At 72.4% G+C, this 24,826-nt stretch carries 19 protein-coding genes; 9 read left to right on the top strand and 10 right to left on the bottom strand.

The window, feature by feature from the left end:
- Position 1: 1 nt before the first annotated feature.
- On the top strand, positions 2–1,267 hold the full coding sequence (locus tag ACLQ27_RS28490; RefSeq protein ID WP_425869725.1) for an RNA polymerase sigma factor: 1,266 nt from the start codon (positions 2–4) through the stop codon (positions 1,265–1,267).
- 8 nt (positions 1,268–1,275) lie between these two features.
- The gene (locus ACLQ27_RS28485) at positions 1,276–1,596 is read left to right on the top strand and encodes a DMT family transporter (protein ID WP_234581628.1); all 321 of its coding nucleotides are present in this window, start codon (positions 1,276–1,278) and stop codon (positions 1,594–1,596) included.
- A gap of 53 nt (positions 1,597–1,649) precedes the next feature.
- Here the strand turns inward: ACLQ27_RS28485 and ACLQ27_RS28480 are convergent, their stop codons facing one another.
- Positions 1,650–3,041 carry a cellulase family glycosylhydrolase gene (locus tag ACLQ27_RS28480; RefSeq protein WP_425869589.1) on the bottom strand — a complete coding sequence of 464 codons (1,392 nt, stop codon included), beginning with the start codon at positions 3,039–3,041 and terminating at the stop codon, positions 1,650–1,652.
- 377 nt (positions 3,042–3,418) lie between these two features.
- Between ACLQ27_RS28480 and ACLQ27_RS28475 the strand changes: the two genes are divergently transcribed.
- The gene (locus ACLQ27_RS28475) at positions 3,419–4,381 is read left to right on the top strand and encodes a TIGR03557 family F420-dependent LLM class oxidoreductase (protein WP_425869588.1); all 963 of its coding nucleotides are present in this window, start codon (positions 3,419–3,421) and stop codon (positions 4,379–4,381) included.
- The gene (locus ACLQ27_RS28470; protein ID WP_425869586.1) at positions 4,378–5,211 is read left to right on the top strand and encodes an alpha/beta fold hydrolase; all 834 of its coding nucleotides are present in this window, start codon (positions 4,378–4,380) and stop codon (positions 5,209–5,211) included. Before ACLQ27_RS28475 ends, ACLQ27_RS28470 begins: the two co-directional genes overlap by 4 nt.
- A 148-nt stretch (positions 5,212–5,359) precedes the next feature.
- Here ACLQ27_RS28470 and ACLQ27_RS28465 read toward each other — a convergent pair whose 3' ends face one another.
- From ACLQ27_RS28465 to ACLQ27_RS28435, 7 genes are all read right to left on the bottom strand, one after another.
- Positions 5,360–6,535, bottom strand: a complete 1,176-nt coding sequence (locus ACLQ27_RS28465; RefSeq protein ID WP_425869584.1) for a hypothetical protein — start codon at positions 6,533–6,535, stop codon at positions 5,360–5,362.
- Positions 6,536–6,589: 54 nt separating this feature from the next.
- Positions 6,590–7,387 (bottom strand): endonuclease/exonuclease/phosphatase family protein, encoded by a 798-nt coding sequence (locus tag ACLQ27_RS28460; RefSeq protein ID WP_425869582.1) that lies wholly within the window; start codon positions 7,385–7,387, stop codon positions 6,590–6,592.
- A 17-nt stretch (positions 7,388–7,404) separates the two neighbouring features.
- Positions 7,405–8,895: a phosphatase PAP2 family protein gene (locus ACLQ27_RS28455; RefSeq protein WP_234581622.1), complete on the bottom strand. Its 1,491-nt coding sequence runs from the start codon at positions 8,893–8,895 to the stop codon at positions 7,405–7,407.
- Positions 8,896–8,966: 71 nt separating this feature from the next.
- The gene (locus ACLQ27_RS28450) at positions 8,967–9,968 is read right to left on the bottom strand and encodes a YihY/virulence factor BrkB family protein (RefSeq protein WP_234581621.1); all 1,002 of its coding nucleotides are present in this window, start codon (positions 9,966–9,968) and stop codon (positions 8,967–8,969) included.
- Positions 9,961–10,965 carry a diacylglycerol/lipid kinase family protein gene (locus ACLQ27_RS28445; protein ID WP_357495621.1) on the bottom strand — a complete coding sequence of 335 codons (1,005 nt, stop codon included), beginning with the start codon at positions 10,963–10,965 and terminating at the stop codon, positions 9,961–9,963. The genes ACLQ27_RS28450 and ACLQ27_RS28445 overlap by 8 nt, the downstream gene beginning before the upstream one ends.
- Positions 10,966–11,058: 93 nt before the next feature.
- Positions 11,059–11,637: a Clp protease N-terminal domain-containing protein gene (locus ACLQ27_RS28440; protein ID WP_234581619.1), complete on the bottom strand. Its 579-nt coding sequence runs from the start codon at positions 11,635–11,637 to the stop codon at positions 11,059–11,061.
- Positions 11,637–11,873, bottom strand: coding sequence for an HTH domain-containing protein (locus ACLQ27_RS28435; protein ID WP_007457155.1), 237 nt, complete (start codon positions 11,871–11,873; stop codon positions 11,637–11,639). The genes ACLQ27_RS28440 and ACLQ27_RS28435 overlap by 1 nt, the downstream gene beginning before the upstream one ends.
- Before the next feature lie 190 nt (positions 11,874–12,063).
- Here ACLQ27_RS28435 and ACLQ27_RS28430 point away from each other — a divergent pair, with 190 nt between their 5' ends.
- Entirely contained in the window at positions 12,064–12,924 is an 861-nt protein-coding gene (locus ACLQ27_RS28430) for a universal stress protein (RefSeq protein ID WP_357495623.1), read from the top strand.
- A gap of 105 nt (positions 12,925–13,029) precedes the next feature.
- On the opposite strand, the gene ACLQ27_RS28425 is transcribed toward ACLQ27_RS28430, so the two are convergent.
- Complete coding sequence (locus ACLQ27_RS28425; RefSeq protein ID WP_425869580.1) at positions 13,030–15,555, bottom strand: GDSL-type esterase/lipase family protein; 2,526 nt, start codon at positions 15,553–15,555, stop codon at positions 13,030–13,032.
- 659 nt (positions 15,556–16,214) lie between these two features.
- Here ACLQ27_RS28425 and ACLQ27_RS28420 point away from each other — a divergent pair.
- Both ACLQ27_RS28420 and ACLQ27_RS28415 read left to right on the top strand, forming a co-directional pair.
- Positions 16,215–18,608: a phosphoketolase family protein gene (locus ACLQ27_RS28420; RefSeq protein WP_357575570.1), complete on the top strand. Its 2,394-nt coding sequence runs from the start codon at positions 16,215–16,217 to the stop codon at positions 18,606–18,608.
- Positions 18,609–18,618: 10 nt separating this feature from the next.
- A complete protein-coding gene (locus tag ACLQ27_RS28415) occupies positions 18,619–19,464 on the top strand; it encodes a universal stress protein (protein WP_234581616.1) in 846 nt (281 codons plus the stop codon).
- Positions 19,465–19,474: 10 nt separating this feature from the next.
- Here ACLQ27_RS28415 and ACLQ27_RS28410 read toward each other — a convergent pair whose 3' ends face one another.
- Positions 19,475–21,820: a heavy metal translocating P-type ATPase gene (locus ACLQ27_RS28410; RefSeq protein WP_425869577.1), complete on the bottom strand. Its 2,346-nt coding sequence runs from the start codon at positions 21,818–21,820 to the stop codon at positions 19,475–19,477.
- A gap of 234 nt (positions 21,821–22,054) precedes the next feature.
- On the opposite strand from ACLQ27_RS28410, the gene ACLQ27_RS28405 reads away from it, so the two are divergent.
- Both ACLQ27_RS28405 and ACLQ27_RS28400 read left to right on the top strand, forming a co-directional pair.
- Positions 22,055–23,050 (top strand): Acg family FMN-binding oxidoreductase, encoded by a 996-nt coding sequence (locus ACLQ27_RS28405; protein ID WP_425869575.1) that lies wholly within the window; start codon positions 22,055–22,057, stop codon positions 23,048–23,050.
- 99 nt (positions 23,051–23,149) lie between these two features.
- Positions 23,150–24,826, top strand: a complete 1,677-nt coding sequence (locus ACLQ27_RS28400; RefSeq protein WP_425869723.1) for a GAF domain-containing protein — start codon at positions 23,150–23,152, stop codon at positions 24,824–24,826.

Genomic DNA, 24,826 nt, shown 5'->3' with positions numbered 1-24,826 from the left:
GCTGACCACCGATCCCCACATCGAGGACCTGCTGCGCGAGTTGGCGCCGCAGGTCCTCGGCGTGCTCGCCCGCCGGTTCGGTGACTTCGCCACCGCCGAGGACGCCGTGCAGGAGGCGCTGCTCGCCGCCGCCACCCAGTGGCCGGTTGACGGGTTGCCCGCCAACCCGCGCGGTTGGCTGATCCAGGTCGGCTACCGCCGGATGATCGAGCTGATCCGCGGCGAGCAGGCCCGGCGCCGCCGGGAGGACCTGGTCGCCCGCCGGGATCCGGACGACCGGCAGTACGCGCCGGCAGCGGACGAGGAACTGACCGCCGAGCGGGACGACACCCTGGTGCTGCTCTTTCTGTGCTGCCACCCGGCGCTCGCCCCCGCATCGGCTGTCGCGCTGACCCTGCGCGCGGTCGGCGGGCTCACCACCGCCGAGATAGCGCGCGCGTTCCTGGTGCCCGAGGCGACCATGGCCCAGCGGATCAGCCGGGCCAAGCAGCGGATCCGCGCGTCCGGGCTGCCGTTTCGAATGCCGGAGGAGGCGGAGCGGGCCGAGCGGCTGTCCGCCGTCCGGCAGGTGCTCTATCTGATCTTCACCGAGGGGCACACCAGCACCGCCGGTCCGGCCCTGCGCCGTGTCGATCTCGCGGCCGAGGCGATCCGGCTGGCCCGTGCGCTGCACACGCGACTGCCCGACGACAGCGAAACGGCCGGGCTGCTGGCGTTGCTGCTGCTCACCGAGGCGCGCAGCCCGGCGCGCACCGGCCCGTCCGGGGAGCTGATCTCCCTGGCCGATCAGGACCGCAACCGCTGGGACGCCGCGGCGATCGCCGAGGGCGTCGCACTTGTCACCCGGGCGCTGCCACGCGGCCCGGTCGGCCCGTACCAGGTGCAGGCCGCCATCGCCGCCCTGCACGACGAGGCGCCGAGCACCGAGGCGACCGACTGGCCGCAGATCCTGGCGTTGTACGACGTGTTGGAACGGCTCGCCGGAACCCCCGTGGTGGCGCTCAACCGGGCCGTGGCGACCGCCATGGTGCACGGGCCCGCAGCCGGCCTCACGGCCCTCGACGCTCTCGGCGACGACCCCCGGCTGGCGGGGCACCACCGGCTGGCCGCCGCCCGCGCGCACCTGCACGAGATGGCCGGCGACCGGGAGCGGGCGATCGCGGACTACCGCGCCGCCGCCGCGCGGACCAGCAGCCTTCCCGAACAGCGCTACCTCACCATGCGGGCCGCCCGACTCGCCGCCGGTCCGCCGACCATCGAGGACTGAGGAGCCGCATGGCGTACGTGCTGCTGGGGATCGCCATCCTCGCGGAGGTCCTGGCGACCAGCCTGATCAAGAGTACGGCCGGATTCAGCCGCCTCTGGCCGACGCTGGGGTGCCTGACCGGGTACGCGCTGGCGTTCCTCCTGCTGGCCCAGGCCGTGAAGGAGATACCCGTGGGTGTCGCGTACGCCCTCTGGTCGGGTCTGGGCACCGCGGCCATCGTGGCGATCGGCGCGGTGTTCCTGGGTGAGTCGGTCGGGCTGGTCAAGCTCGCCGGCATCGCCCTGATCATCGCGGGGGTGGTCATCGTGAACCTGACCGGGGAGCACTGACCGCAGCCGCCGCGGTGGCCGGGCCCGACGCGGGCCCGGCCACCTGGCGTCGGTCAGCTCGCCGTGCAGCTCACCTCCGGCTTGGGGTTGGTGCCGGACCAGCCGCCGAGGAACCCGAAGCTGGCGCTGGCGCCGGCAGCCAGCCTGCCGTTGTAGTCCACGTTGCGCGCGGTCACCGTGGAGCCGCTGCTGGTCACCGTCGCGTTCCAGGACTGGGTGACGCTCTGGCCGTTGGCGAGGGTCCACCGGGCGGTCCAGCCGTTGATCGCCGACGCGCCGGCGGTCACCCGCACCTCGGCCTGGAAGCCGCCCTGCCACTGGTTGGTGACGGTGTAGGTGGCCGCGCAGCCACCGGCGGGCGGCGGAGTGGTCGGAGGAGGCGTGGTCGGAGGCGGAGTGGTCGGCGGGGGCGTCGTGGGAGGAGGAGTCGTCGGCGGGGGCGTGGTCGGCGGCGGGGTGCCGCCGAAGACGCTTGCCTCGCGGGCGGTCTGGCGAATGCCGTTGGCGCCGTTGAAGACGCGCTGCCCCCACGTCGTCAGACTGGCCGGGTTGAACGCGGTGGCCATGTCGAGATACTCCACGCCACCCCCGTTGCCGCTCCACGACCAGCCCAGCCAGCCGATCCCGTTGGCCTGGCTGTACGCGAGGATGGTGTCCTCGTCGGGGTCACCATCGGAGTGGTTGAAGCCGAACTCACCGACCACGATGGGCAGCCCCGCCGCCCGGAACCGGCCCAGGTAGTCGGTGATCTCGGCGGCGGTGTCGAAGACGCCGTACATGTGGATGGAGAAGACCGTGTTGCGGGCCGGGTCCGCGGCGAAGACCGAGGCGGCGTTGTCGCGCATGGTGAACGACCAGTCCTGCCCCCAGTTCGGGGCGTCCACCATGATGGTGTGGGTCAGCCCACCGGCCCGCAACCGCTTGATCGCGTTGGCGTTGTCGGTGGCCCAGGAGGCGTAGTTCTGGTTGCCGTACGGCTCGTTGCCGATGTTGACGATGACGTACCGCTCCTGGCCGACCAGCACATCGGCGAGGCTGAGCCAGTAGTCGACGGCCCGGTCCAGGGTGATGGCGCCGCTCTGCTCGCCGTAGCCGGTGGTGTCGTGGACCTCCAGCACGCAGATCAGCCGGTTGGCCTTGCACAGCGAGATGACGTTGGCGACGTCGGCGTTGGTGTTGCGGGTCCACCGGTCGCCGCTGGCGAGCACCACCCGCACGGTGTTCGCGCCGAGCGCCTTGACGTCGGCGAACGAGCTGGTCTGCTGCGGATACCAGGTGTGGGCGTGGTTCACCCCGCGCATGATGAATTCGGCGCCGTTGGCGTCGTACAGCTTGCCGCCCGCGACGGAGAAGCCGGCCGCGGCGTGCGCCGGCTGGCTGAACGCCAGCACGGCGAGGAGCAACGCGAGCAGGGCCCCGCCGGTGGCGGAGAGTCGAGTCTTCATGGCCTTCCTCAGGGAGGACCCCCGATGCCCGACAGGGGTGGGACGTGACAGGGGAAGGCGGCTGCAGCCCGACAGCCACCGCCCGACTCCCGGCGATGCTCGCATCAGCCTAGGGCGATGAATCAGCCCTAGCAACCGGTTCAGTAGCGCGGTCCGGGACCCAGACAGCCGTAACGGCCCGCGCGGACGCGGGCCGTCACGGGGCGGTCATCCCCACCACAGGATGTGCGCCAGACCGTAGGTCTTAACCGGTTAAGACGACCGTAGGCCGGTCTCCGGCATCCGTCAAGCATCGCCCGTCCGAACCGGACGAGAGGGTTGACGGCTGCTGACCTGGGTATCTCGGGACGAACCGTCGGCGAGAAGGAGATACCCGGATGGTGAGCGTCGGCTACACCCTGATGTGCGAGCAGGCCGGTCCGAAGCAGCTGGTCGACCACGCGGTACGGGCCGAGGCGGCCGGCTTCGACCAACTGGTGATCTCCGATCACTACTATCCCTGGCTCGACGCCCAGGGCCACTCCCCGTACGCCTGGTCGGTGCTCGGCGCGGTCGCGCACGCCACCTCCCGCGCAGAGCTGATGTCCTTCGTGACCTGCCCGATCCGCCGCTACCACCCGGCCGTGGTCGCGCAGAAGGCCAGCACCATCGGGGCACTCTCGGACGGGCGGTTCACCCTCGGCCTGGGCGCCGGGGAGAACCTCAACGAGCATGTCGTCGGCGGCTGGCCGCACGTGCAGCAGCGCCACGAGATGTTCGAGGAGGCGCTGCAGATCATCCGGCCACTGCTCAACGGTGAGACGTTGACCTTCTCCGGCAACCACTTCGACGTGCCCGACGCCTACGTGTGGGACCGCCCGGAGCAGCCGGTGCCGATGGCCATCGCCGCCTCCGGCCGGCAGTCCGCCACCCTGGCGGCCGAGTACGGCAACGGCCTCGTCTCCACCGAGCCCGACCGGCACATCATCGAGATGTACGACGACGCCGGTGGCGTCGGCCAGCCCCGCTACGGGCAGGTGGCCATCTGCTACGGCCCGGACGAGGCCGAGTGCCGCAAGATCGTGCACGACCAGTTCCGCTGGTTCGGAATGGGGTGGAAGGTCAATGCCGACCTGCCCGACCCGGACGCCTTCGCCGCCGCCACCCAGTTCGTCCGGGAGGAGGACGTCGCCGAGGGCATCTCCTGCGGCCCGGACGTGGACGCGCACGTCGAGGCGTTCCGCAAGTTCGTCGACGCCGGCTTCACGCACGTGGCGATCGTCCAGGTCGGCGGCGAGAGCCAGCCGATGTTCCTGGACTGGGCACAGGAGCAGCTGCTGCCCCGGCTGCGCCAGTTGTGAGGCTGACGCCCGCCGGTCGGTTCGGGCCGGCCGAACTGCGGCTCGCCATGGCCGCGCCCCGGCCGGCCGCCGGCCTGACCAGCGAGTGGCGGCTGGTCGACGGGCTGCGTACCCACACGCGGCGTGGCCCGGACCCCGGCACCGGCAACCCGCCAGTGGTCCTGGTGCACGGCCTGGCGGTCTCGCACCGCTACCTCACCCCGTTGGCCGTCGCGCTCGCCGAAACCCATCAGGTGTACGTGCCGGACCTGCCCGGCTTCGGCCTGACCGCGCACCCCCACGGCGCGTACGACGTGCGCCGGCACGCCGCGCACCTGGCGGCCTGGCTGGCCGCGTACCGGTTGCCGCCGGTCTGCCTGCTCGGGCACTCGTTCGGCGCCGAGGTGGCCGCCGCGCTCGCGGCGACCCACCCGGAGGCGGTACGCGCGCTGGTGCTGGCCGGGCCGACCGCCGACCCGGCCGGCCGGTCCCGCCGGACCCAGTTCGGCCGGTGGCTGGTGGACACCCTGCGCGAGTCGCCGTTGCAGGCGCCGATCCTCCTTCGCGATGTCTGGAACGCCCGGCCCTGGCGGGTCCTGGCGACGTTGTCGCACTCGGTCCACAACACGATCGAGGCGGACCTGGTCCGGATCACCGCGCCGACGCTTGTCGTCAGCGGCGCGCGGGATCCGGTCGCGCCGGCCGACTGGCGGGCCCAGGTGGCCCGGCTGGTGCCGGACGCCGACCTGGTGGTCATCCCCCGCGCGGCACACAACGTGGCCACCACGGCTCCGACGGCGGTCGCCGACGCAATCCGCCAGCTTCTCGCCCCGACACTCGTGAACAGGTGAAACCCATGCGCTTCGGCAACACGGAGATCCGGCCCCTGGGCGGCGGCCTCGGCTGCCTCCTGATGATCCTCTTCTCGATCGTCGCCTCGGTGCTGCTCACCGTCCTGCTCAACGTGGTGCTCTGAGAGCACCGTGCCGGGTGGGGTGTTCAGCGCCGCAGACCCAGGGCGCTGAGCACCTCCCGGGAGGCCAGCCGGGCCGGGTCGAGCACCGAGCGGCGCATCCAGCGCGCGGTAGGGGTGACCGTGGCCCGCCAGGCTGCCCGTACGCCGTGCGCCACCGGTACGACCGTCACCGACCAGACCCAGCGCACACCCCGCAGCAGTGGGTGCACGGTGTGCCGCCACAGCCAGCGCAGTCCATGCCCGAGCGGGCGCAGGAGCCCCCGGTAGACCAGGCGCAGCAACCAGCCGGCCGTGCGCCAGGCGCCGACCACGGCATAGACGACCAGCCGACCCAGGCCGCGAACCGCCCACCAGATGCCCCGGGCCAGCCCGACGAGCGCCGCGCCCAGCGCACCGACGAGCAGGACGAGACCGCGCACGAGCAGCCGTCCAACGGGTCTGAGCGCCGCGCCCAGCCAGCGCAGCGGCCGCCGGATCAGGTGATCGGCGAGCCAGACCAGCACGCGACCCAGACCCACGACGGGCGGGCGCAGCACGTTGCGGAGCACCCAGAGCAGGGGATCCCACAGCAGACGCCGAACCGCCCGCCCCGCCGCCGAGCCCAGAGCGGCGAGCGCGCCGCCCAGCCAGACCAGCGGCAGCCAGACCAGCGTTCGCGCCACCCACGCGATCCCCCGCCCGAGCCAGACCAGCGGCAGCCAGACGAGCGTGCGCGCCACCCACGCGATCCCCCGTCCGAGCCACACGAGCGGCAGCCAGACCAGCGTGCGCGCCACCCACACCAGCGGCAGCCAGATGAGGGTGCGGGCGACCCACGCGATCCCCCGCCCCAACCACACCAGCGGCAGCCAGACAAGCGTGCGGGCGCACCAGAGCAGGGGCAGCCAGAGCAGCCGGTGCAGCGCCCAGGCCAACGGGGCCAGCAGCCACTGCCGCAGGAACCGACCGGCCGGGCTGATCAGGTGCCGGCGCAGCAGCCGACCCGCAGCCGCGATCAGCTCCCAGAGCAGGCGTACCGGCAGCACCACGACCAGCGCCACGGCACGCGCGACGGCCGCGACCAGCGGAAGCGGGACGACGGCCGGCTCCCCTGGGTGCGGAGTCGGCGCGTCACGGGCGAGTCGCGCGAGCGTCGGCGCGGTCGGGCCCTCGCCGCCCGGCGCGGGCAACGAAGCGCGAACGGTCGGACGGTCGGTCACGGTGGCACCGTAACCGGGCCGCGCCAGCCCGTGGGGTCGGCGGTGCGGGCAGCGTCAGCCGACGCCCAGGTCCAGTGTGGTCAGCAGCGGATAGTGGTCCGAGGCAGTGTCCGAGGCTCCACCACGGATCACCTGGCAGCCACGTACCCGCTCGGCCACCGCGCGGCTGCCGAAGAGGTAGTCCAGCCGCATGCCGGCGAACTCGGCCCCGCCGAAGCGGGTGGGCACGGTAAGACCGTCGGCCTCCGGCGCACCGACGTTTGACGACGGCCACAGGTCGACGAGGTCGGCCGCGAGCAGGCGGGCGATCGCGCGGGTGTCCACGGCGCCACCGCCCCGACGCAGGTGCCGTCGCCGGTAGAGAGCGCTCAGGCCGGCCAGGCGGGCGGTGTGGTCGACCGTCGGGTCCAGCGAGTTGAGGTCGCCGGCGAGCAGCGTCAGTGGCCCCGGGGTGCGGCGCAGCGCCGCCACCAGCCAGTCGACCTCCATCCGCCGGCGTCCCCCGGAGTACGGGTAGAGGTGGGTGCCGAGCACGGTGAGCGGGCCGGCCGAGGTGGACACCACGACGCGGGCGGCGGCGTGGTGGAACGGCCGGCGCACCGCCCCCGCGGCGAGAACCCGGTACGGCGGCCGGACCAGCACCGCCACCGGCTGCCCGAAGCAGGACCGGGCCAGGTGGGGCGTCATCCCCACCCGGCCCGCCACGCCTGCCATCAGCCCATCGGCGTCGAAGCCGCGCAGCTCCTGCAGGGCCAGCACGTCCGGCGTCTGCTCGTTGACGACCTGAACCACCTGATCCAGCCGGTCGGCGCCACCCCGGTCCCGACCGCCGGTACGGATGTTCCAGGTCATCGCCCGCACGGCAGCGCTCAGTCGGCTCGGCCGGCGCGCGCCAGCTCGTCGTCGAGGGTGTCCACGTCCTCGGACTCGATGGCCGGCTGGTTGCCCTCCGCGAGGTCGGCGTTCGGGCGGATCACGAGGTAGAGCAGCCCGATCCAGAGTGCGGAGAGCAGGATCGCGCCCATGAAGTCGGTCGGGTGGTGCATCCCCCGGTACATCCGCGAGGTCGCCACCCCGGCCGGCATGATCACGGCCATCGCCACGAAGATCCACCGCCACCAGCGGTCGGTACGCGGGAACACGATGAGGGTGATCGCCAGCCAGACGCAGATCGTCGCCGCGATGTGCCCGGACGGGAAGGAGGAGGTGGGCATCTGCCCGTCCAGGTTCTCCACCGGGGGCCGTGGCCGGTCGACCACACGCGCCGAGGCGAGGAAGAGGGTCAGCTCACCTACCATCGCCAGCGCCACGAACAGCACTGGCCGCCACCGCCGCCACACCGCGAGCACCAGCGGGCAGAACACCAGCGAGATGAGCAGGATCGCGTGGGTGTCACCGAACTTGCTCCACCACCAGCTCACGTCGGTCAGCACGTCGGTGTGCCGGGCGGCGAACCAGCGGGGAACCTCGGTGTCCAGGGTGTCGAAGAAGGTGTTCTTGGCGTGATAGCTGACGTACATGCCGAAGCCGTACAGCGCGCCGAACACCAGCACCCAGCCGACCAGCAGCTCGGCCACCGCCGAGCGGGGGTGCGCCAGCACGTGCTCCTCGGCCGGGGCGGGCGCGATGTCGTGCCCGGCCTCCGGCTCCAGCCCCTCGCTCAGCGGCGGCACCGGCTTGCCGCGCTCGCGCCGCCACAGCCGGAAGGCGTACGCGGTCACGCCCAGCCACGCGGCGCCGAGCAGCCAGCCGGCCAGCACGTCGGAGACGAAGTGCACGCCCAGCGCGATGCGGGTCAGCCCGATCAGCGCCACCAGCACACCGACGCCGACGATCGCGGGCTTGCGCCAGCGCGGCGCCATCGCCGGCAGGAACACCAGCAGCAACGCCCCGTACGCGACGAACGAGCCGAGCGCGTGCCCGCTCGGGAAGCTGTTGCCGGGCGCGCTGGCGATCGGCACGTCCACCACCGGGCGGAGCCGACCGACAAGCGCCTTGAGCGACGGGTCGAGGATCAGCCCACCGACCCCGGTGATGATCAGGTAGACGGCCAGCCGGGGCTGCCGTCGGATCAGCAGACCGACCACCGCGATGGTGACCAGCCAGATGAGGATCGGCCGGCCGCCCAGATCGGTCACCGCCTGAAGCACGGTGACCAGCGGGTGGTGCGGGGCGACGAGCGAGTTGAACCACTCGGCGACCGCGTGGTCGGCGTCCTGCAACGGGCTCCACCGCACCCGCACGAGCAACAGCAACAGCCCGAAGGCCACGCCGGCGCCGGTGACGGCCACCAGGCCGGCGATGCTCCGCTCGGCGAAGTGACCGATTGGACGCCGAGCCACCTCTTTGACCGCGGTCACCCCGCACCTCCCTTGTTGTACCTGGCGAGGCGCTGTACCCGATCCGGGTCCGGCGTACACCCGGGCGTCGCTCAGAGCGCCGTCATGTCCCCGGTGTCGAACAGCTCGGCACGGTCGGCCTCGGGCTCCCACAGGTCGGGCTGCGCCGGCTCCTCCACACCGATACGCAGTGCCTCCAACTGGGCGGCGAAGGCCAGCCCGCCGAAGAGCGCCATGCCGGTCAGGTTGGCCCAGAGCAGAAGCGCCATCATGCCGGCCAGCGCCCCGTAGGTCTGGCCGAAGCCGTCGCTGAACCGCACGTACGCGGCGAGCAGCAGGCTGGCCAACCACCACAGGGCCGTGGCGATGCCCGCGCCGAAGAAAAGCCAGGACAGGCCGGGCTGGTTGCGGCGGGGCGCGTGCCGGAACAGCACGGCCACGGCGAGCACGGTCAGCGCGAGACTCAACGGGAAGCGGACCACGTCCCAGATGCCGTTGGCGACCTCGCCCCACTCGTAGTGCTTGCGGACCGAGTCGCCCATCGCCCCGCCACCGACGAGGATCAGGAAGCCGGCCAGCGCGGGCAGACCGGCGGTGACGGCCAGGACTGCCGCCCGCAGGTATTTCCACAGGGCCGGGCGGTCCCGCTCGACCCCGTAGATGCGGTTCGCGCCCCGCTCGATCTGCGCCATCGTGGTGGTCAGCGCGACCAGTCCGGTGAGCAGACCGAGGGTGAGCGCCAGCTCGCCGGCGTCCTCGACGCGTTCGCCCTCGCCGAGCAGCTCGCCGACCACCTGGGCGCTCTGGCCCGGGGTGAGCGCCAGCACGGTGTCGGCGACCACCTGGCCGCCCTCCTCGACACCCAGCTCGCTGATCAGGCCGGTGAGGGCGATCAGGAACGGCACCACGGCGAGGCAGAGCTGCAACGCGAAGGCGCGGGAGTGACTGAACCCGTCGCCGTAGCGGAACCGGATGAACGCGTCGCGCAGCAGGTGCCAGCCGCCCTTGCGGCGCAGGGTGTGCCAGGCGTCGTCGGCCGACAGTTCCTCGTTGGCCATCAGCCGGGTCTCCGGCACGATCCGGGTGCTACTCACGGCGCGCTTCCTCGATCAGCTGCTCGCCCCGCTCCCCGGCGGCTTGGGCGTCAACGGACAGGTCGGGGGCGTCCTCGGGCTGCGGGACGCAGAGCCACAGCGCCTGCGGTCGGATCTCGGCACGCAGCCGCCGGCCCGGCGCGATGAGGTCGCCGTCGAGTTCCCTCGGCTGCGCGCGGTTGCTGCTGACCTCGACGGTGCGGCCCCGGAAGACCTCCATCTGCGGCACCTGACCGCTGCGGCGGACCACGGCCCAGCCGAGCGCGAGCCAGTGCCGCAGGTTGCGCGGAGTGAGCACGGCGACGTCGAGCCAGCCGTCGTCCGGCTCGGCCTCGGTGAGCAGGCGCACCCCGCCCTGGAGCCGGCCGACGTTGGCGATCAGCACCGAGCGGACCCGGCGGCGTACCGGTGGGCGGTCGTCGATGCGGATCTGCACCCGCATCGGCCGGTCGCGCAGGTGCTTCACGGCACCCACGACGTACGCCGGCCAGCCGATGCGGGCCTTGGTGGTCTCGTTGGTGGCCTCGAGCATCTTGGCGTCGAAGCCCATGCCGGCCATGACGGTGAAATACTGGTCCTCCACCGCGCCGACGTCGAGCAGCCGCCGACCGCGTTCGACGGCGACCTGAAGCCCCGCCGCGAGGTCGGTGGAGAGGCCGAGGTTGGCGGCGAGCAGGTTGCCGGTGCCCTGCGGGAGCACGGCGAGGGCCACGTCGGTGCCGACGAGCCCGCTGACGCAGGACATCACGGTGCCGTCGCCGCCGCAGGCGAAGACCAGGTCGACGCCGGCCTTGACGGCCTGCTCGGTCTGGCCTCGGCCGGGATCGTCGACGGTGGTCTCGAACCACTGCGGCTCGGGCCAGCCGGCGGCGCTCAGGGCGTCGTTCACGGTGCGGCGCAGCCCGTCGAGATCGTCGACCTTCGCCGGGTTCACCACCACGGCGGAGCGCAGCCCGCCGTCGCCACCTGAGGGGCGCCTGTCCTGTCCAGCATTCACGGCGCCAGTGTGCAGCACCGGGCCGCCTTCAGCGACCCGACGACGCGCCGGCGTCGGAAGTGCCACAGACAGGTTTCAACGCGTACGCGTCCGTCACGCCGCCGTCCGCAGCGCGGTCTCCACCCGTCGGCGCAGATCGTCGAGGTCGACGCCCGCTTCGGTGAGCACCAGCGCGCCCAGCCCCTGACCCTCCCGCAGCACCCCGAGCAGGATGTGCTCGGTGCCGATGTGCTTGTGGCGCAGCCGCAGCGCCTCGCGCAACGACAGCTCCAGCGCCTTCTTCGACCGGGGCGAGAACGGCCCGCCCAGGTAGCGTCGACGCCCCCACCGGCGCCGCGGCGCGGGCACGGCCTCGCGCAGCGCGTCGGGGCCGAAGGACTGCTCGATGCGGGCCACGATGGCGGCCAGGTCGATGCCGATCTCGCGCAGCGCCGCCGCGTCCGCGTCGCCGAGGCCCGCGCCTCCGCCGCTGGTGTGCCGCCGGACCCGTTCGCGCAGGTCGTCGGCGCGCACCCCGGCGTCGGTCAGGACCCGACTGGCCAGGCCGGCCTCGTCGGCGAGCAGGCCGAGCAGCAGGTGCTCGGTGCCGACCGGCCGCTGGCCCTCGGCCCGTGCCTCCTCCAGCGCCGCCCGCACCACGCCGCGCGCCCGCTCGGTGAACCGTTCGAACATCACGCCTCCCAGGATGAGTTGACCGCCGGTCGCCCAGCGTGTTTCTTGTGCACCGCCTGCCGGCTGACCTCGAGCGCGTCGGCGATCTCCTGCCAGGACCAGCCCTGTCGACGGGCGTTGTCCACCTGGACCACCTCGAGTCGCTCGAGCAGCCGGCGCAGCGCGCGGACGGCGCGCAGCCCGACCCGGGGGTCGGTGCTGCCGGCTGCCGCCGCGAGTTCCGTCGCCTGACTCATGCCGTCAACATACGTTGACAGCCTCCCCGCTGTCAACCTTTGTTGACGCCAATCGCGTCGACCCCGACGTGCCGACCACCGCAGGCCCGTCGGCGCGGCCCGAACCGGCCCGCCGTCGTCACCACACGACTACCCTCGGTGAGGAGACAGCGCAGTCGTGCCGGGCGCGACGCCCGGGAGGTGATATCCGATGGCGGTATCCGCCGACGCGGAGGTGCTGGTCGGCCTCGGCTCGGACGGTGACCTTCCGGTCGTGGAGCAGGCCGCGCAGGAGGCCGCCGGGCACGACCGACCCCTGCACGTCATACACACCTTCGACTGGCAGGCGGCCTTCGCGGCGGAGACCGTCGCCGCGCCGCGGGACGAGGCCGAGAACCTGATCACCCGGGCCGCCCAGCTCGCCCACCAGGTCGAACCCGGCCTGACCGTACGCGCCGAGATCGTCGAGAGCGGTCTGCTGCCCACCCTCATCCGCCGGTCCGAGACGGCCTTCCTGCTGGCCGTCGGCGACAGCGGAATGGCCGGCAGCGGCCAGTGCGTCCCGGCCGAGACGTCCGCCGTGCAGTTGGCCGCGCGAGCCAACTGCCCACTGCTGGTGGTCCGACGCGAACCGCCACCGCAGGGCCCCGTCCTGGTCGGGGTGGACGGCTCCCCCAGCTCACACCTCGCCCTGCGGTGGGCAGCGGACTGCGCCCGCGGGCGCGACGCCCGCCTCGTGGCGCTGCGGGTGGTCGAGAGCGACGAGGACACCGACGCGGTCGCCGAACAGCTCAGCGAGGCACTGGCCCGCCACGCCGACCCCCACAGCGGGGTGCCCACCGAGTGCCGGGTCGTCCGCGGCGACCCCGGGCAGGTGCTCGTCGACACGTCCCGGTCGGCCCAGGTGGCGGTTGTCGCCGCCCGGGGCGACGAACCGGGACGAGCCATGCTCGGCGCGGTCGCCCAGTCCCTGCTCTACCACTCCCCCGCCCCGGTGGTCGTCGTCCGCGGTCTGGCTGAAATGCCACTGACCGGGCCCGACACCCGTCCGGCGAGGGACCAACGGCCCTGACCCGGGGCGGCGACACGCAGTCTCAACAAGAGCTGACGCGGGGGCGGACAATTCCGTGGCGGCATGGCTGTGGCGCGGTCACCCGACCGCGCCACAGCACGACGGTCAGGACGATCCCACGGGCTTCACGCAGTTGGACATTCCGCTTTCCAACGCACCGTTGACGGCGGTGACGCAGAATTCGTAGTTCAAGGCACCGTAGACCAGGAACCCGACGCCCCAGGTCGTTTCCATGCTCGTCTGATCACTCGCAGTCATCTCGCTGCCATCGAGAGGGTTGCGGACCCAGACGCGATAGCCGGCCGCACCGGTGGATTTGTTCCAGGTGAGGTAGACGCTTGAGGCGTCGAGGGCATTGGCCTTCAGGCCGCTCGGCGCCGCGGGGGTTCCGCCGCCGACGAGGACCGGGCGGCCGGGATTCGGCACCCCTCCGCCGCCGCTGGTGTCCCAACTCGATACCGAGACGAGATAGCGGTGGCCGACTGTCAGACCGTCGATGTGGGCCGCATGACCCCTGATTCCGACCGCGCTGAGGAATGCGCCCGGATCGTCCTGGTCCCAGTAGATGACGCCGTAACGTTCGACCGTCCCGACCGTTTCGCCCCAGGTGATGTCGAAGCCGGTGCTGGTGGCCCGGGTGACGATCTGCGCCGGGCCCGGAGGAGCCGTCGGGCTCGCCACCACGGGCGCCGTCGGGGACGTCCAAGCGGATTTCTGGTCCTCGGTGTCGCCGTTGTCGGTGCGGACCTGGTATTCCCACTTCAGGCCATGGACAGAGAGCGTGTCGTGGCGGTTGGACGCCGCCCTGGACTCGCTCCAGTCCGCGGAGCCGACAAGACGGGACCGGACGGTGTATCCGTGGGCACCGAAGACCGCATCCCACGTCACCTTGAGACCCTGGGGGCCAGGCTCGACGACGACGTTTCTCGGCACGGGGGTCGGCCGCGCCGGAATGGTGTTGGGGATGGCGGGCACGCTCGAGCCGATGCCGAAGTTGTTGACGAGGGTGCGTTCGAACGCCTGGGCGATCTTGTACTCGCCGCGGGCGTTGGGGTGCAGCCCGTCGTAACCGTCCGGACAGCTGTCGGGCGCGCAGGCGTAGTTCGCCCGCCAGTCGACCAACGCCACCGGGGACTGGCTGGTGCTCCACGACGGGATCGAGGTGGCCAGCAGCGTGTTGTAACGATCCGTCTTGGCTGGCAGATCTGGATTGATACCGAGCCGGGTGCGCTGAGGGATGTTGGCCAGGGCCACCTTGATGTTGGGATTGGCGGCACGGGCCTCGCTCACCAGCGTCCTCATGCTGGCGATGGTCCCGTCGGGGTTGTCGACAAACCAGCCCAGGTCGTTGAACCCGAGCCCGACCAGGAGCAGGTCGGGCTTGTGCTCCGCTACCTGCGTACGGATTTCGTTCTTGACCTGCGCCGCTTGGCGGCCCCAGACCGCGAAGTGGTCGGAGTCGAAGGCCGGCGCTCCTGCGGCGTACTGCCCCCAGACGCGAGGAATGCCCTCCCCAGGGTCGGGAGCCCCTTGCAAACGCGGCGGAGTCGGACCGGTTGCTTCCGTAGGGGGCGTGGTGCCGTAGTAGGGACCGACGAAGTTGACAGCGACATTCTGAGTTCTGAACCAGTCCCACAGCCGGTAGCGCCAAGTCCAGTCACCCTCGGCACCCTGGGACATCGAATCGCCCACCACCATGACCCTGAGAGCCCCGGCTGGCCCTTCTGTCGTTGACCCGGCGCCCCGCCTGAACCGCATGACCGTCTCGAAGATCGTGTCGGCAGTTTTCGGGTTGAGTATGTTGGCTATGGCAGTAAGAGGTGTCTCCCAGAAACGGAACTGAGTCGCCAATTTTTGCAAGAACTTCTGGCCCTCTTCTATAAACGGCCGCGTGCTCTTGGAGAGGATTTGCATGAGACCCCCGGTGATGGCGCCGCCGAGAGCGCCCCACAACGCGGCGCCTGCCGCTTTGCCCCAGACGTCGGCGTCAATCGGATGTCCGTCCACGCCGGCGCTCGTCAACTCGCCGAAGGCTCCGGCGAAGGCTCCAGAGACAGCACCGCAGAACGGTGCAGCGGCGGGAGCACCGACGTTGAAGAAGGCTAGGCAAACGGCACCGATCAGGATCACTGTCGCTGCTTGGACGAGGCCGACCACAAGCGCCTTCCAGAAGCCATCCCAGAAGCCCGCAGCGCCGACGTCCCCCTTGGGCACCACGATCACCAGGCTGTTGCCGAAAGCCTGGATGCTTCCGCCGAACGTGATGTCGCTCCGCGGTGAGTAATAGCCTGCCGCATTTTCTTGGGCTTGGCGCGCGAAAGACTCGCTGAGAAGAAGCCCTGCTTGGGTCTGGTCGCGGTGAAAGACCGCTACCCTTTGCAGCAGTATCTCCTGAAATTGCTCAGGGCGCTGCACAGGATTGAAGTCCAGGATCGCCACGACATCGTCGTCATTGTTGGCCAACTGCCGGAACTGCCCGGAGTCGCGCGCGCAGCCCACGCGCAGCCCTACGCTATCCGCCTCGACCGGCTTGACGTCGAAGGACGAGCCGTGCACGGAGCACGCGGCATCCGCAGGGGCGGCGGCCGCTTGGGTCACGCCAATATTGGTGGAGCCGGCCACGACCAGCACCAACGCAAGGAAGAACGCCGTGAGACGGGTGCCGTGCCGCCTATTTCTGTGCACCCATGATCGACTACGGGAATGAGGCATGGAGGACTTCTCTCTGTCCGATCATGGCGCGCAGGGTGTAATCGGGAAGTCGACTCCGACAGATCATGGCGCCGGACTTCCAGGCCCACCCGCTGTCTGACCTGGGACACGTAGGGGATCCGACACTCGCCTCGACGTACGTCGATGGTCCGTCGTCAGTTGTCGGTCGTCAGTTCTTTACATCAATGATCTTTGTGTAAAGTTCATAGATCCACAAGTCTCGAATCGATCACAATCGTTGGTCTCTCCGGCCCGGCCACGCCACGCAGCGCAAGCCGAGGTGGGCCTACCGACGGGTCCTGCCAGAGCGGACCACGTTCCCCGGCGGCCTTCACGCACCGCCGATCCGACCCCGTCGACGCACCGACGCGACTACCCTCGGTCAGGGAAGAGGGGCGGCGCCGGGAGGTGGGGCCGTTCGCGGACCGGCCTCCATCGCGCCAGGCGGGACACACGTCCGCACCAGTGGGGGTCAACGGCCCTGCCCCATCCTCTCGGCGGCGATGAAGCTGGACGTGGCCGGGAGAACCCGGGACACCGGACGCGACGTCCCCGATTTCGCGAGAGGCTTACGCAGCATGGATTCCGCTATCGACCTGCACAGCCCTCTGACCGAAGACGAGCTGCGCCGACTGGACGCCTACTGGCGTGCCGCGAACTACCTCACCGTCGGGCAGATCTACCTGCTGGGCAACCCTCTGCTGCGCGAGCCGCTGACCCCCGACGACATCAAGCCACGGCTGCTCGGGCACTGGGGCACCAGCCCCGGGCTCAACCTGATCTACGCGCACCTCAACCGGGTGATCGTCGCCCGGGACCTGAACGCCATGCTGGTCACCGGCCCCGGGCACGGCGGCCCGGCGATCGTGGCCAACACCTGGCTGGAGGGCACCTGGTCGGAGCGCTACCACGACGTGGCGCGCGACGAGGCCGGGATGGCCCGGCTGTTCCGGCAGTTCTCCTTCCCGGGCGGCATTCCCAGCCACGTCGCGGCGGACGTGCCGGGCTCGATCCACGAGGGCGGCGAGCTCGGGTACGCCCTGAGCCACGCCTACGGTGCCGCGTTCGACAACCCGGACCTCGTGGTGGCCTGCGTCGTCGGCGACGGCGAGGCGGAGACCGGGCCGCTGGCCGGCAGCTGGCTCTCCAACGTCTTCCTGAACCCGGCCCGCGACGGCGCGGTGCTGCCCATCCTGCACCTCAACGGCTACAAGATCGCCAACCCGACCGTGCTGGCCCGGATCCCCGAGGCCGACCTGCTCGACATCATGCGGGGTTCGGGCTACCAGCCGTACGTGGTGTCCGGCGACGACCCGGCCGTGGTGCACCGCACCCTCGCCGCGACGCTGGACCGGGCGCTGGACGAGATCGCCGAGATCCAGCGGCGGGCCCGTTCCGGTGGTGTCGTCGAGCGCCCCCGCTGGCCGATGATCGTGCTGCGGACGCCGAAGGGCTGGACGGGCCCGCGCGAGGTCGACGGCACCCAGGTGGAGGGCACGTACCACGCCCACCAGGTGCCACTGTCGGGCGTCCGCGACAACCCCGCCCACCTGGACGAGCTGGAGCACTGGCTGCGCAGCTACCGGCCGGAGGAGCTGTTCGACGCCACCGGCGCCCCGGTCGACGAGCTGCGGACGCTGCCGCCCCGCGGCGATCGACGGATGAGCGCCAACCCGGTCACCAACGGCGGCGTGGTCCTGCGCGACCTGACCCTGCCCGACTTCCGCGACTACGGCGTGGACGTCCCCGAGCCGGGCCAGCCGATGGCCGGCGCGACAGGGGTGCTCGGTCCGTGGATCCGTGACGTGATCACCGCCAACCCGCAGACGTTCCGGCTGTTCGGCCCGGACGAGGTCGCGTCCAACCGGTTGGGCGCCGCCTTCGAGGTGACCGACCGGGCGTGGGTCGCTCGCACCGTCCCCGGCGACGACCACCTCTCCCCCGACGGCCGGGTCATGGAGGTGCTCTCCGAGCACCTGTGCCAGGGCTGGCTGGAGGGCTACCTGCTGACCGGCAGGCACGGCGTGTTCACCAGCTACGAGGCGTTCATCCACATCGTCGACTCGATGGTCAACCAGCACGCCAAGTGGCTGAAGGTGACCCGGGCGATCCCCTGGCGCCAGCCCCTTGCCTCGCTGAACTACCTGTTGTCCAGCCATGTCTGGCGGCAGGACCACAACGGCTTCTCGCACCAGGACCCGGGCTTCATCGACCACGTGGTCAACAAGAAGGCCGAGGTGGTGCGGGTCTACCTGCCACCGGACGCCAACACCCTGCTCTCCACCATGGACCACTGCCTGCGCAGCCGGCACTACATCAACGTCGTGGTGGCCGGTAAGCAGCCGTCGCCGAACTGGCTGACGATGCAGGAGGCGATCCAGCACACCCGGCGCGGCCTGGGCATCTGGGAGTGGGCCAGCAGCGACGGCGGCAGCGAACCGGACGTCGTCCTGGCCTGCTGCGGTGACGTGCCCACCCTGGAGACACTGGCCGCCACCGAGCTGCTGCGCGAGCACCTGCCGGAGCTGAAGGTGCGGCTGGTCAACGTGGTCGACCTGATGCGCCTGCAGCCGGACACCGAACACCCGCACGGCCTGCCGGACAAGGAGTTCGACACCATCTTCACCGCGGACCGGCCCGTCATCTTCGCCTACCACGGCTACCCGTGGCTGATCCACCGCCTGACCTACCGCCGCTCCAACCATGACAACCTGCACGTGCGCGGGTACAAGGAGGAGGGCACCACCACCACTCCGTTCGACATGGTGATGCTCAACGACCTGGACCGGTTCCACCTGGTCATCGACGTCATCGACCGGGTGCCCGGCCTCGGCGCCCGCGCCGCGCACCTGCGCCAGCAGATGGTCGACGCGCGCCAGGCCGCCCGCGACTACACGCGCGAACACGGTGAGGACGACCCCCGGGTCGCCGAGTGGCGCTGGGTCCGCGAGACCGACCCGATGAACCCCTGAGGAGGACGACGTGCGGGACGCGGAGATCCTGGTCGGCTACGACGGCTCCACCGACGCGTCGGTGGCCCTTACCTGGGCGCTGGCCGAGGCCGAGCACAGCGGCCAGCCGGTGCGGCTGGCGTACGTCTTCGAGTGGCTGACAGTTGCCAGTTGGGTCGGTCCGGGCGTGGCGCCCGGCGTCTGGCCGGACGACACCGCCCGGCGGCAGGCGGACGACCTGGTCCGCAAGGCCGCGGCGGACGCCACCGCCGCGCACCCCGGCCTGACGATCACCAGCGAGGTGTACGACGGGCCGCCGGCCCTGGTGTTGCAGGAGCGCTCGACCGACGCGGGGCTGCTGGTGCTCGGCAGCCGGGGCCACGGCGGGTTCGGCGGGCTGCTGGCCGGGTCGACGGCGGTGGCGGTCGCCGCGCACGCGCACTGCCCGGTCGTGGTGGTCCGCGACGGGACCGCCAGCGGGCCACCGGCCCCGGTGGCGGTCGGGGTGGACGGTTCGGAGCCGTCGCTGGTGGCGCTCGGGTTCGCGGCCGAGCGGGCCGCCCAACGTCGGGTGCCGCTGCGCGTGCTGCACGCCTGGACCCCCGGCCCCGGTGGGGCGGCCGGAGCGCCGGACGAGCAGGCCGCCGTCGAGGAGGCGCTGGAGCCCTGGCGGCGGACGTTCCCCGAGCTGGACATCACGCTCGACCTCGTCGCGGGCAGTCCGGCCGGGACGCTCATCGAGTCGAGCCGGTCCGCGCAGTTGGTGGTGGTCGGCAGTCGGGGCCGGGGTGGGCTGGCCGGGATGCTGCTCGGCTCGGTCAGCCAGCAGGTGATCCAGCACGCCGGCTGCCCGGTCGCGGTCGTCCGCGAACGCTGAGCGGCAGCTCTCAGCGGCGTTCGGGCACCGGGTCGGACGGGTCGAGCGAGAAGAACTCCTCCTCTTCCTGGGCCAGGTGCAGACGCAGCACCGCGTCCAACCCGTAGAGGGTGGCGAGCAGGTCGGGCACCTGATCCGGGCGCAGCCGGCCGTCGGCGGTCTGGGCGAGCTGCGCGCCCAGCAGGTCGACCTGTCGGCGGATCTCCACGTGTGCCCGGCTCATCGTCGAGGTCGCCTCGCCGCTGCCCAGCGGGTCGGCCAGGGCGGGATAGAGCTGCCGTTCCTCGGCGGCCTCGTGCGGCAGCACCCGTTCGGTCAGTCGGCGGTGCGTCTCGCGTACCGCCGGCAGGCACCTCGGGGAGGCCGGCTCGGTGGCGACCAGGTCGGCGGTGTCGCGCAGCCCGGCCAGCACATCGCGTACCTCCTGGTGTTCCCCGGCGTAGCGGGCGAGCAGCTCCCGGGTACGCGGCGGGACGTCCCGTCGGCGCAGCCCACCACCGAGGGCCCGCAGCGCGTTGAGGATCACCAGCACGTCGATGCCCTCCTGGAGGAACGCGCCGGCCACCGGGGGCAGCCGGCCGACCGCCGCCACGAGCATCGCCAGCACCGCGAGGCCCATCCCGACGGTGGCGCTCTGCACGGCGATCCGGCGTGCGTAGCGGGCGATCTCGACCGCGTCGGCGAGCCGGTCCAGCCGGTCCACGGTGAGCACCGCGTCCGCCACGTCCGCGGAGGCGCTGGCGCCCGTAGCGCCCATCGCGACGCCGACGTGCGCCTGAGCCAGCGCCGGGGCGTCGTTCACCCCGTCACCGACCATCACCGTGACGGCCCGGTCGGCCTCCGCCCGGACCCGGCCCACCTTCTCCTGCGGCGTGCAGCGGGCGAGCACGTCGTCCACACCGACGGCCTCGGCGACCTGCGCGGCGGTCGCCGGCCGGTCGCCGGTGACCATCACGATGCGCCGCAGCCCCGCCGCGCGCAGCCGGCGTACGGTCCGGCGGGCGTCGGGGCGTACCGGATCCTCCAGCAGGATCGCGCCGAGCGGGCCGCTGTCGTCGCTGACCCACACCACGGACCAGCCGGCCAGCTCGGTGCGGGACCGCGCCCGGTCGGCCCACTCGGGCAGCGCGCCGGCGAGCTGCCCGACCCGGATGAGCCGCCCGTCGACCCGGCCGCTGACGCCGCGCCCCGGCTCCTCGGTCACCCCGGTCGGCTCGGTCAGCGCCAGCCCCCGCTCGCGGGCGTGCCGGACCAGGGCGCTGGCCAGCACGTGCGGGGAGAGCTGCTCCACCGACGCGGCGAGCCGCAGCACCTCGTCCCGGTCACCGCCCGGCGCGACCACCGTCTCGGCGGTACGCGGACGGCCGGCGGTCAACGTGCCGGTCTTGTCCACCAGGAGGGTCCGGGCCCGTCCGAGCAGCTCCAACGCGCCACCGTCGCGGACCAGCACCCCGCGCCGGGCCACCCGGGACAACCCGGACACGATCGCGATCGGGGTGGCCAGCAGCAGCGGGCAGGGGGTGGCCACCACCAGCACCGCCACCGCCCGGACCACGTCGCCGGAGAGCAGCCACGCCAGCCCGGCCAGCACCAGCGTGAACGGCACGAACGCGGCGGCGTACCGGTCCGCGAGCCGGACCATCGGGGCCCGCTGGGCTGTCGCCTCCTCGGCCAACCGGACGATCCCCGCGTACGTGCTCTCCGCCGCGTTCTTCGTCGCCCGCATGCCGAACCCCGCGCCGGCGTTGACCACGCCACTGGCCACCGCCTCGCCCGCCGCCCGCTGGACCAGCCGCGACTCGCCGGTCACCACCGACTCGTCCAGCGTGGCCGCCTCGTCGACGGTCCCGTCGACAGGCACCACGTCACCGGGCCCGACCAGCAGCCGATCCGCCGCCGCCACCCGGTCCAGCGGCACCACCTCGATCGTGCCGCCCGGCCCCCGCCGACGCGCGGTACGCGGGGCCCGCTCCAGCAGGGCCCGCAGGTCGCGCGTCGCCCGGCGCTGCGCGTACGCCTCCAGCGACCGTCCGGTCGCCACCATCACGGCGATCACCGCCCCGGCCAGGTACTCGCCGACGCCGAGCGCACCGGCCAGGGCCAGTACGGCGATCACGTCCACACCGAAGTGCCGGTGCCAGAACGCCCGCAGCATCGACCAGACGGCGGGCAGCAGCGCGGCCACCGTGACGGCGGCCCAGATCAGGTCGGCCGCGCCGGGGCGGCCCGCGATCCGCAGCGCCGCGCCCGCCAGCACCGCGACGCCCAGCCCGACCAGCGGCGTCCACGTTCCCCACCGCCGGATGCGGCTGCGGGCCGGCCGCTCCGGCACGCACTCGGTCGACTCGGCTGCCACCTGCGCATCGTCGCAGCCCACGACCCTCCTCGACGGCACACCGCAGGGTTTTTCCCGCCCTGGGCGGCGGCGCGACGAGTGTCGGCCGGCCCGTCCGGGGAGGCGCAACGACCCGCCGCGGTCGGGACCTCTGGCCCCTGCACGCCCCCGGCCGATGCCGCAGGATGGAGCGGCAACACACCGCGCGACCACGCCAGGTGAGGCACGATGGGCAGAGACGGAAAGGTCGTGACGATGAGTCAGGACAGTCAGCTGACGACCGCGCTGGCGGAGGCCGCCACCACCGCCGGCCACGCCCCCTCGGTGCACAACACGCAGCCGTGGCGCTGGCGGGTGCTCCCCGACGCGCTGGAGCTGCACACGGTCGCCGACCGGCAGCTCACCGCCAGCGATCCGGAGGGACGACTCCTGGCGATCAGCTGCGGCGCCGCCCTGCACCACGCCCGGCTGGCGCTCGCCGCCGAGGGCTGGCGCGCGGTGGTGCAGCGCCTGCCCGACCCGAGCGACCCCAGCCTGCTGGCACGCCTGACCGACCTGAGCCGGACGGCCGCCGACCCGGACGCCATGCGCATGGTGCAGTGCATGTCGGTGCGGCACACCGACCGGCGGCCGGTCAGCGACGAGCCGGTGCCCACCAACGCGATCGGGGAGATCGCGCGAGCGGTCACCGCCGAGGGCGGCCGACTCCAGGTCCTCGACCGCGACCAGGTGCTGGAGTTGGCCTCCACGGCCGGGCACGCCGACACGGTCGAGGCCGAGGACCCGGAGCTGCGCGCCGAACTGGCGTACTGGACCAGCCGGGCTGGCGCCGGCACCGGCCTGCCGGCCGAGGTGCTGCCCGAGCAGCCGCCGCAGACGACCGTGCCGGCCCGCGACTTCGGCCGCCCCGGCAGCCTGCCGGTCGGCCCCGGTCACGACCGCGCGGCGGTGTACGCGCTGCTGCACGGCGACGAGGACGAGCGGGACAGCTGGCTGCGCGCCGGTGAAGCCCTCTCCGCCGCCTGGCTGACCGCCACCCGACTCGGCGTGTCGATGGTGCCGCTCAGCGCGGTGGTGGAGGTCCCGGGCACCCGGCAGACCCTGCGCCAGATGCTTGCCGGCATCGGCTACCCGTACCTCGTGCTGCGCATGGGGATCGCGGACCCGGCACACGCCGGCCCACCGCACACCCCGCGACTGTCCGGCGAGCAGGTGGTGGACACCTCAGCGGTGCGCGGCGAGCGGGCCTGACGGGGGCAGATCGACGGTGTACGCCGGCGCTACGATCGCGCGGTGACCAGCAGCGTTCCGCAGCCCCGCCCGGAGTCCCCGGTGACGCCGTCGCTCGGGCTGAGCCCCCTGTCCCGGGTCCGCCTCGACGAACTGCTCCAGGAGATGCTGGACCGGGTCGGCGAGGTGATGACCAGCCGGGAGCGGCTGCGGGCGCTGCTCGACGCGGTCGTCGGCATCGGCACCAACCTGGATCTGCGCACCACCCTGCGCCGCATCGTGCAGGCGGCCTGCGAGCTGGTCGGCGCCCGGTACGGCGCGCTGGGCGTGGTCGGCCCGGACCATCTGCTGCACGACTTCATCGTGCACGGCATCACGCCCGAGCAGCACGCGCAGATCGGCGACCTGCCGCACGGGCGGGGCGTGCTCGGCCTGCTCATCGACGATCCGCGCCCGCTGCGCATGCCGGACATCACCCAGCACCCGCGCTCCTACGGCTTCCCCGCCAACCACCCGCCCATGCACAGCTTCCTGGGCGTGCCGGTGCTCATCCGGGAGCAGGTGTTCGGCAATCTCTACCTGGCCGAGAAGCAGGGCGGCGCGCAGTTCACCGAGGACGACGAGGAGATCGTCGTCGCGCTCGCGGCCGCCGCCGGTGTGGCCATCGAGAACGCCCGCCTGTACGCCCTGGCCCACCGGCGGGAACGCTGGCTCGCCGCGACCGCCGAGATCACCACTGTGCTGCTCGGTGAGGTACGCCGCACCGACGCGTTGGCGCTTGTCGCCCGACGCGCCCGGGAGGTCGCCGAGGCGGAGCTGGCGCTGGTGCTGCTGCACGACAGCGAGTCCGCGCAGTTCACCGTGGAGGTCGTCGACGGCGTCGACGAGCGGGCCCGGGCGCTGGTCGGGGCGGTCCTGCCGGCCGCCGACACCAGCTTCGGGGCGGCCGTCGCCGAGGGCCGGCACGACCAGGTGGACGACCTGGCCCACGCCGCGCCGTGGCCGGCGCTGCTGCACACCGGCCCCGCGATCGTCTCGCCGTTGGCCACCGCCGACACTCTGCACGGCGTGCTGATCGTGGCGCACCGGCCCGAGCGCGGCGGCGGCGCCAGCGACGAGGACGTGGCGCTGCTCGGCAGCTTCGCCGGTCAGGCGGCGCTGGCCATGGAACGGGCCCGCGGCCAGGAGGAACGAGAGCTGCTGGTGGTCCTGGAGGACCGTGAACGGATCGCCCGCGACCTGCACGACGTGGTGATCCAGCGACTCTTCGCCACCGGCCTGCAGTTGCAGAGCGCCGCGCCGATGATGACCCGCCCCGAGGTCGCCAGACGGATCAACGCGGCCGTCGACGACCTCGACGCCACCATCCGCGACATCCGGCGCACCATCTTCGAGCTGCGGACGCCGATGACCGCCGCGCTGCGCACCGAGATCCGCGAGGCCATCGAGCTGGCCGCCGAGTCGCTGGGCTTCAAGCCGCACCTGGAGGTGACCGGCCCGGTGGACAGCGCCGTGCCGGACACCATCCGCCCGGATCTCACCGCCGTGCTGCGCGAGGCGCTGTCCAACACCGTCCGGCACGCGCGGGCCACCCGCGTCGACGTGGCCGTACGCGTCGATGCCGGTCAGGTAAGCGTGACGGTCACCGACGACGGGGTGGGCTGCGACCCGGCCGCCGCCCGAGGTGGCCTCGTCAACCTGCGGGAACGCGCCGACCGCCTCGGCGGCATCTTCACGATCCGCCCGGCCGTTCCGCACGGCACCGAGCTGTGCTGGTCGGTGCCCCTGCGGGACTGA

The organism is Micromonospora sp. DT63 (assembly GCF_049841615.1).
Taxonomy (GTDB): domain Bacteria; phylum Actinomycetota; class Actinomycetes; order Mycobacteriales; family Micromonosporaceae; genus Micromonospora.
The sequence above is the reverse complement of the archived record's forward strand: the minus strand, read 5'-3'. Positions and strand labels throughout refer to the sequence as shown.

Coding starts and splice junctions, on each gene's coding strand:
- ACLQ27_RS28460 (WP_425869582.1), bottom strand. CDS start 7,387: ATGACCTGGAACATCCGTACCGGCGGTCGGGACCGGGGTGGCGCCGAC.
- ACLQ27_RS28435 (WP_007457155.1), bottom strand. CDS start 11,873: ATGAGTCAGGCGACGGAACTCGCGGCGGCAGCCGGCAGCACCGACCCC.
- ACLQ27_RS28430 (WP_357495623.1), top strand. CDS start 12,064: ATGGCGGTATCCGCCGACGCGGAGGTGCTGGTCGGCCTCGGCTCGGAC.
- ACLQ27_RS28480 (WP_425869589.1), bottom strand. CDS start 3,041: ATGAAGACTCGACTCTCCGCCACCGGCGGGGCCCTGCTCGCGTTGCTC.
- ACLQ27_RS28440 (WP_234581619.1), bottom strand. CDS start 11,637: ATGTTCGAACGGTTCACCGAGCGGGCGCGCGGCGTGGTGCGGGCGGCG.
- ACLQ27_RS28475 (WP_425869588.1), top strand. CDS start 3,419: ATGGTGAGCGTCGGCTACACCCTGATGTGCGAGCAGGCCGGTCCGAAG.
- ACLQ27_RS28420 (WP_357575570.1), top strand. CDS start 16,215: ATGGATTCCGCTATCGACCTGCACAGCCCTCTGACCGAAGACGAGCTG.
- ACLQ27_RS28485 (WP_234581628.1), top strand. CDS start 1,276: ATGGCGTACGTGCTGCTGGGGATCGCCATCCTCGCGGAGGTCCTGGCG.
- ACLQ27_RS28405 (WP_425869575.1), top strand. CDS start 22,055: ATGAGTCAGGACAGTCAGCTGACGACCGCGCTGGCGGAGGCCGCCACC.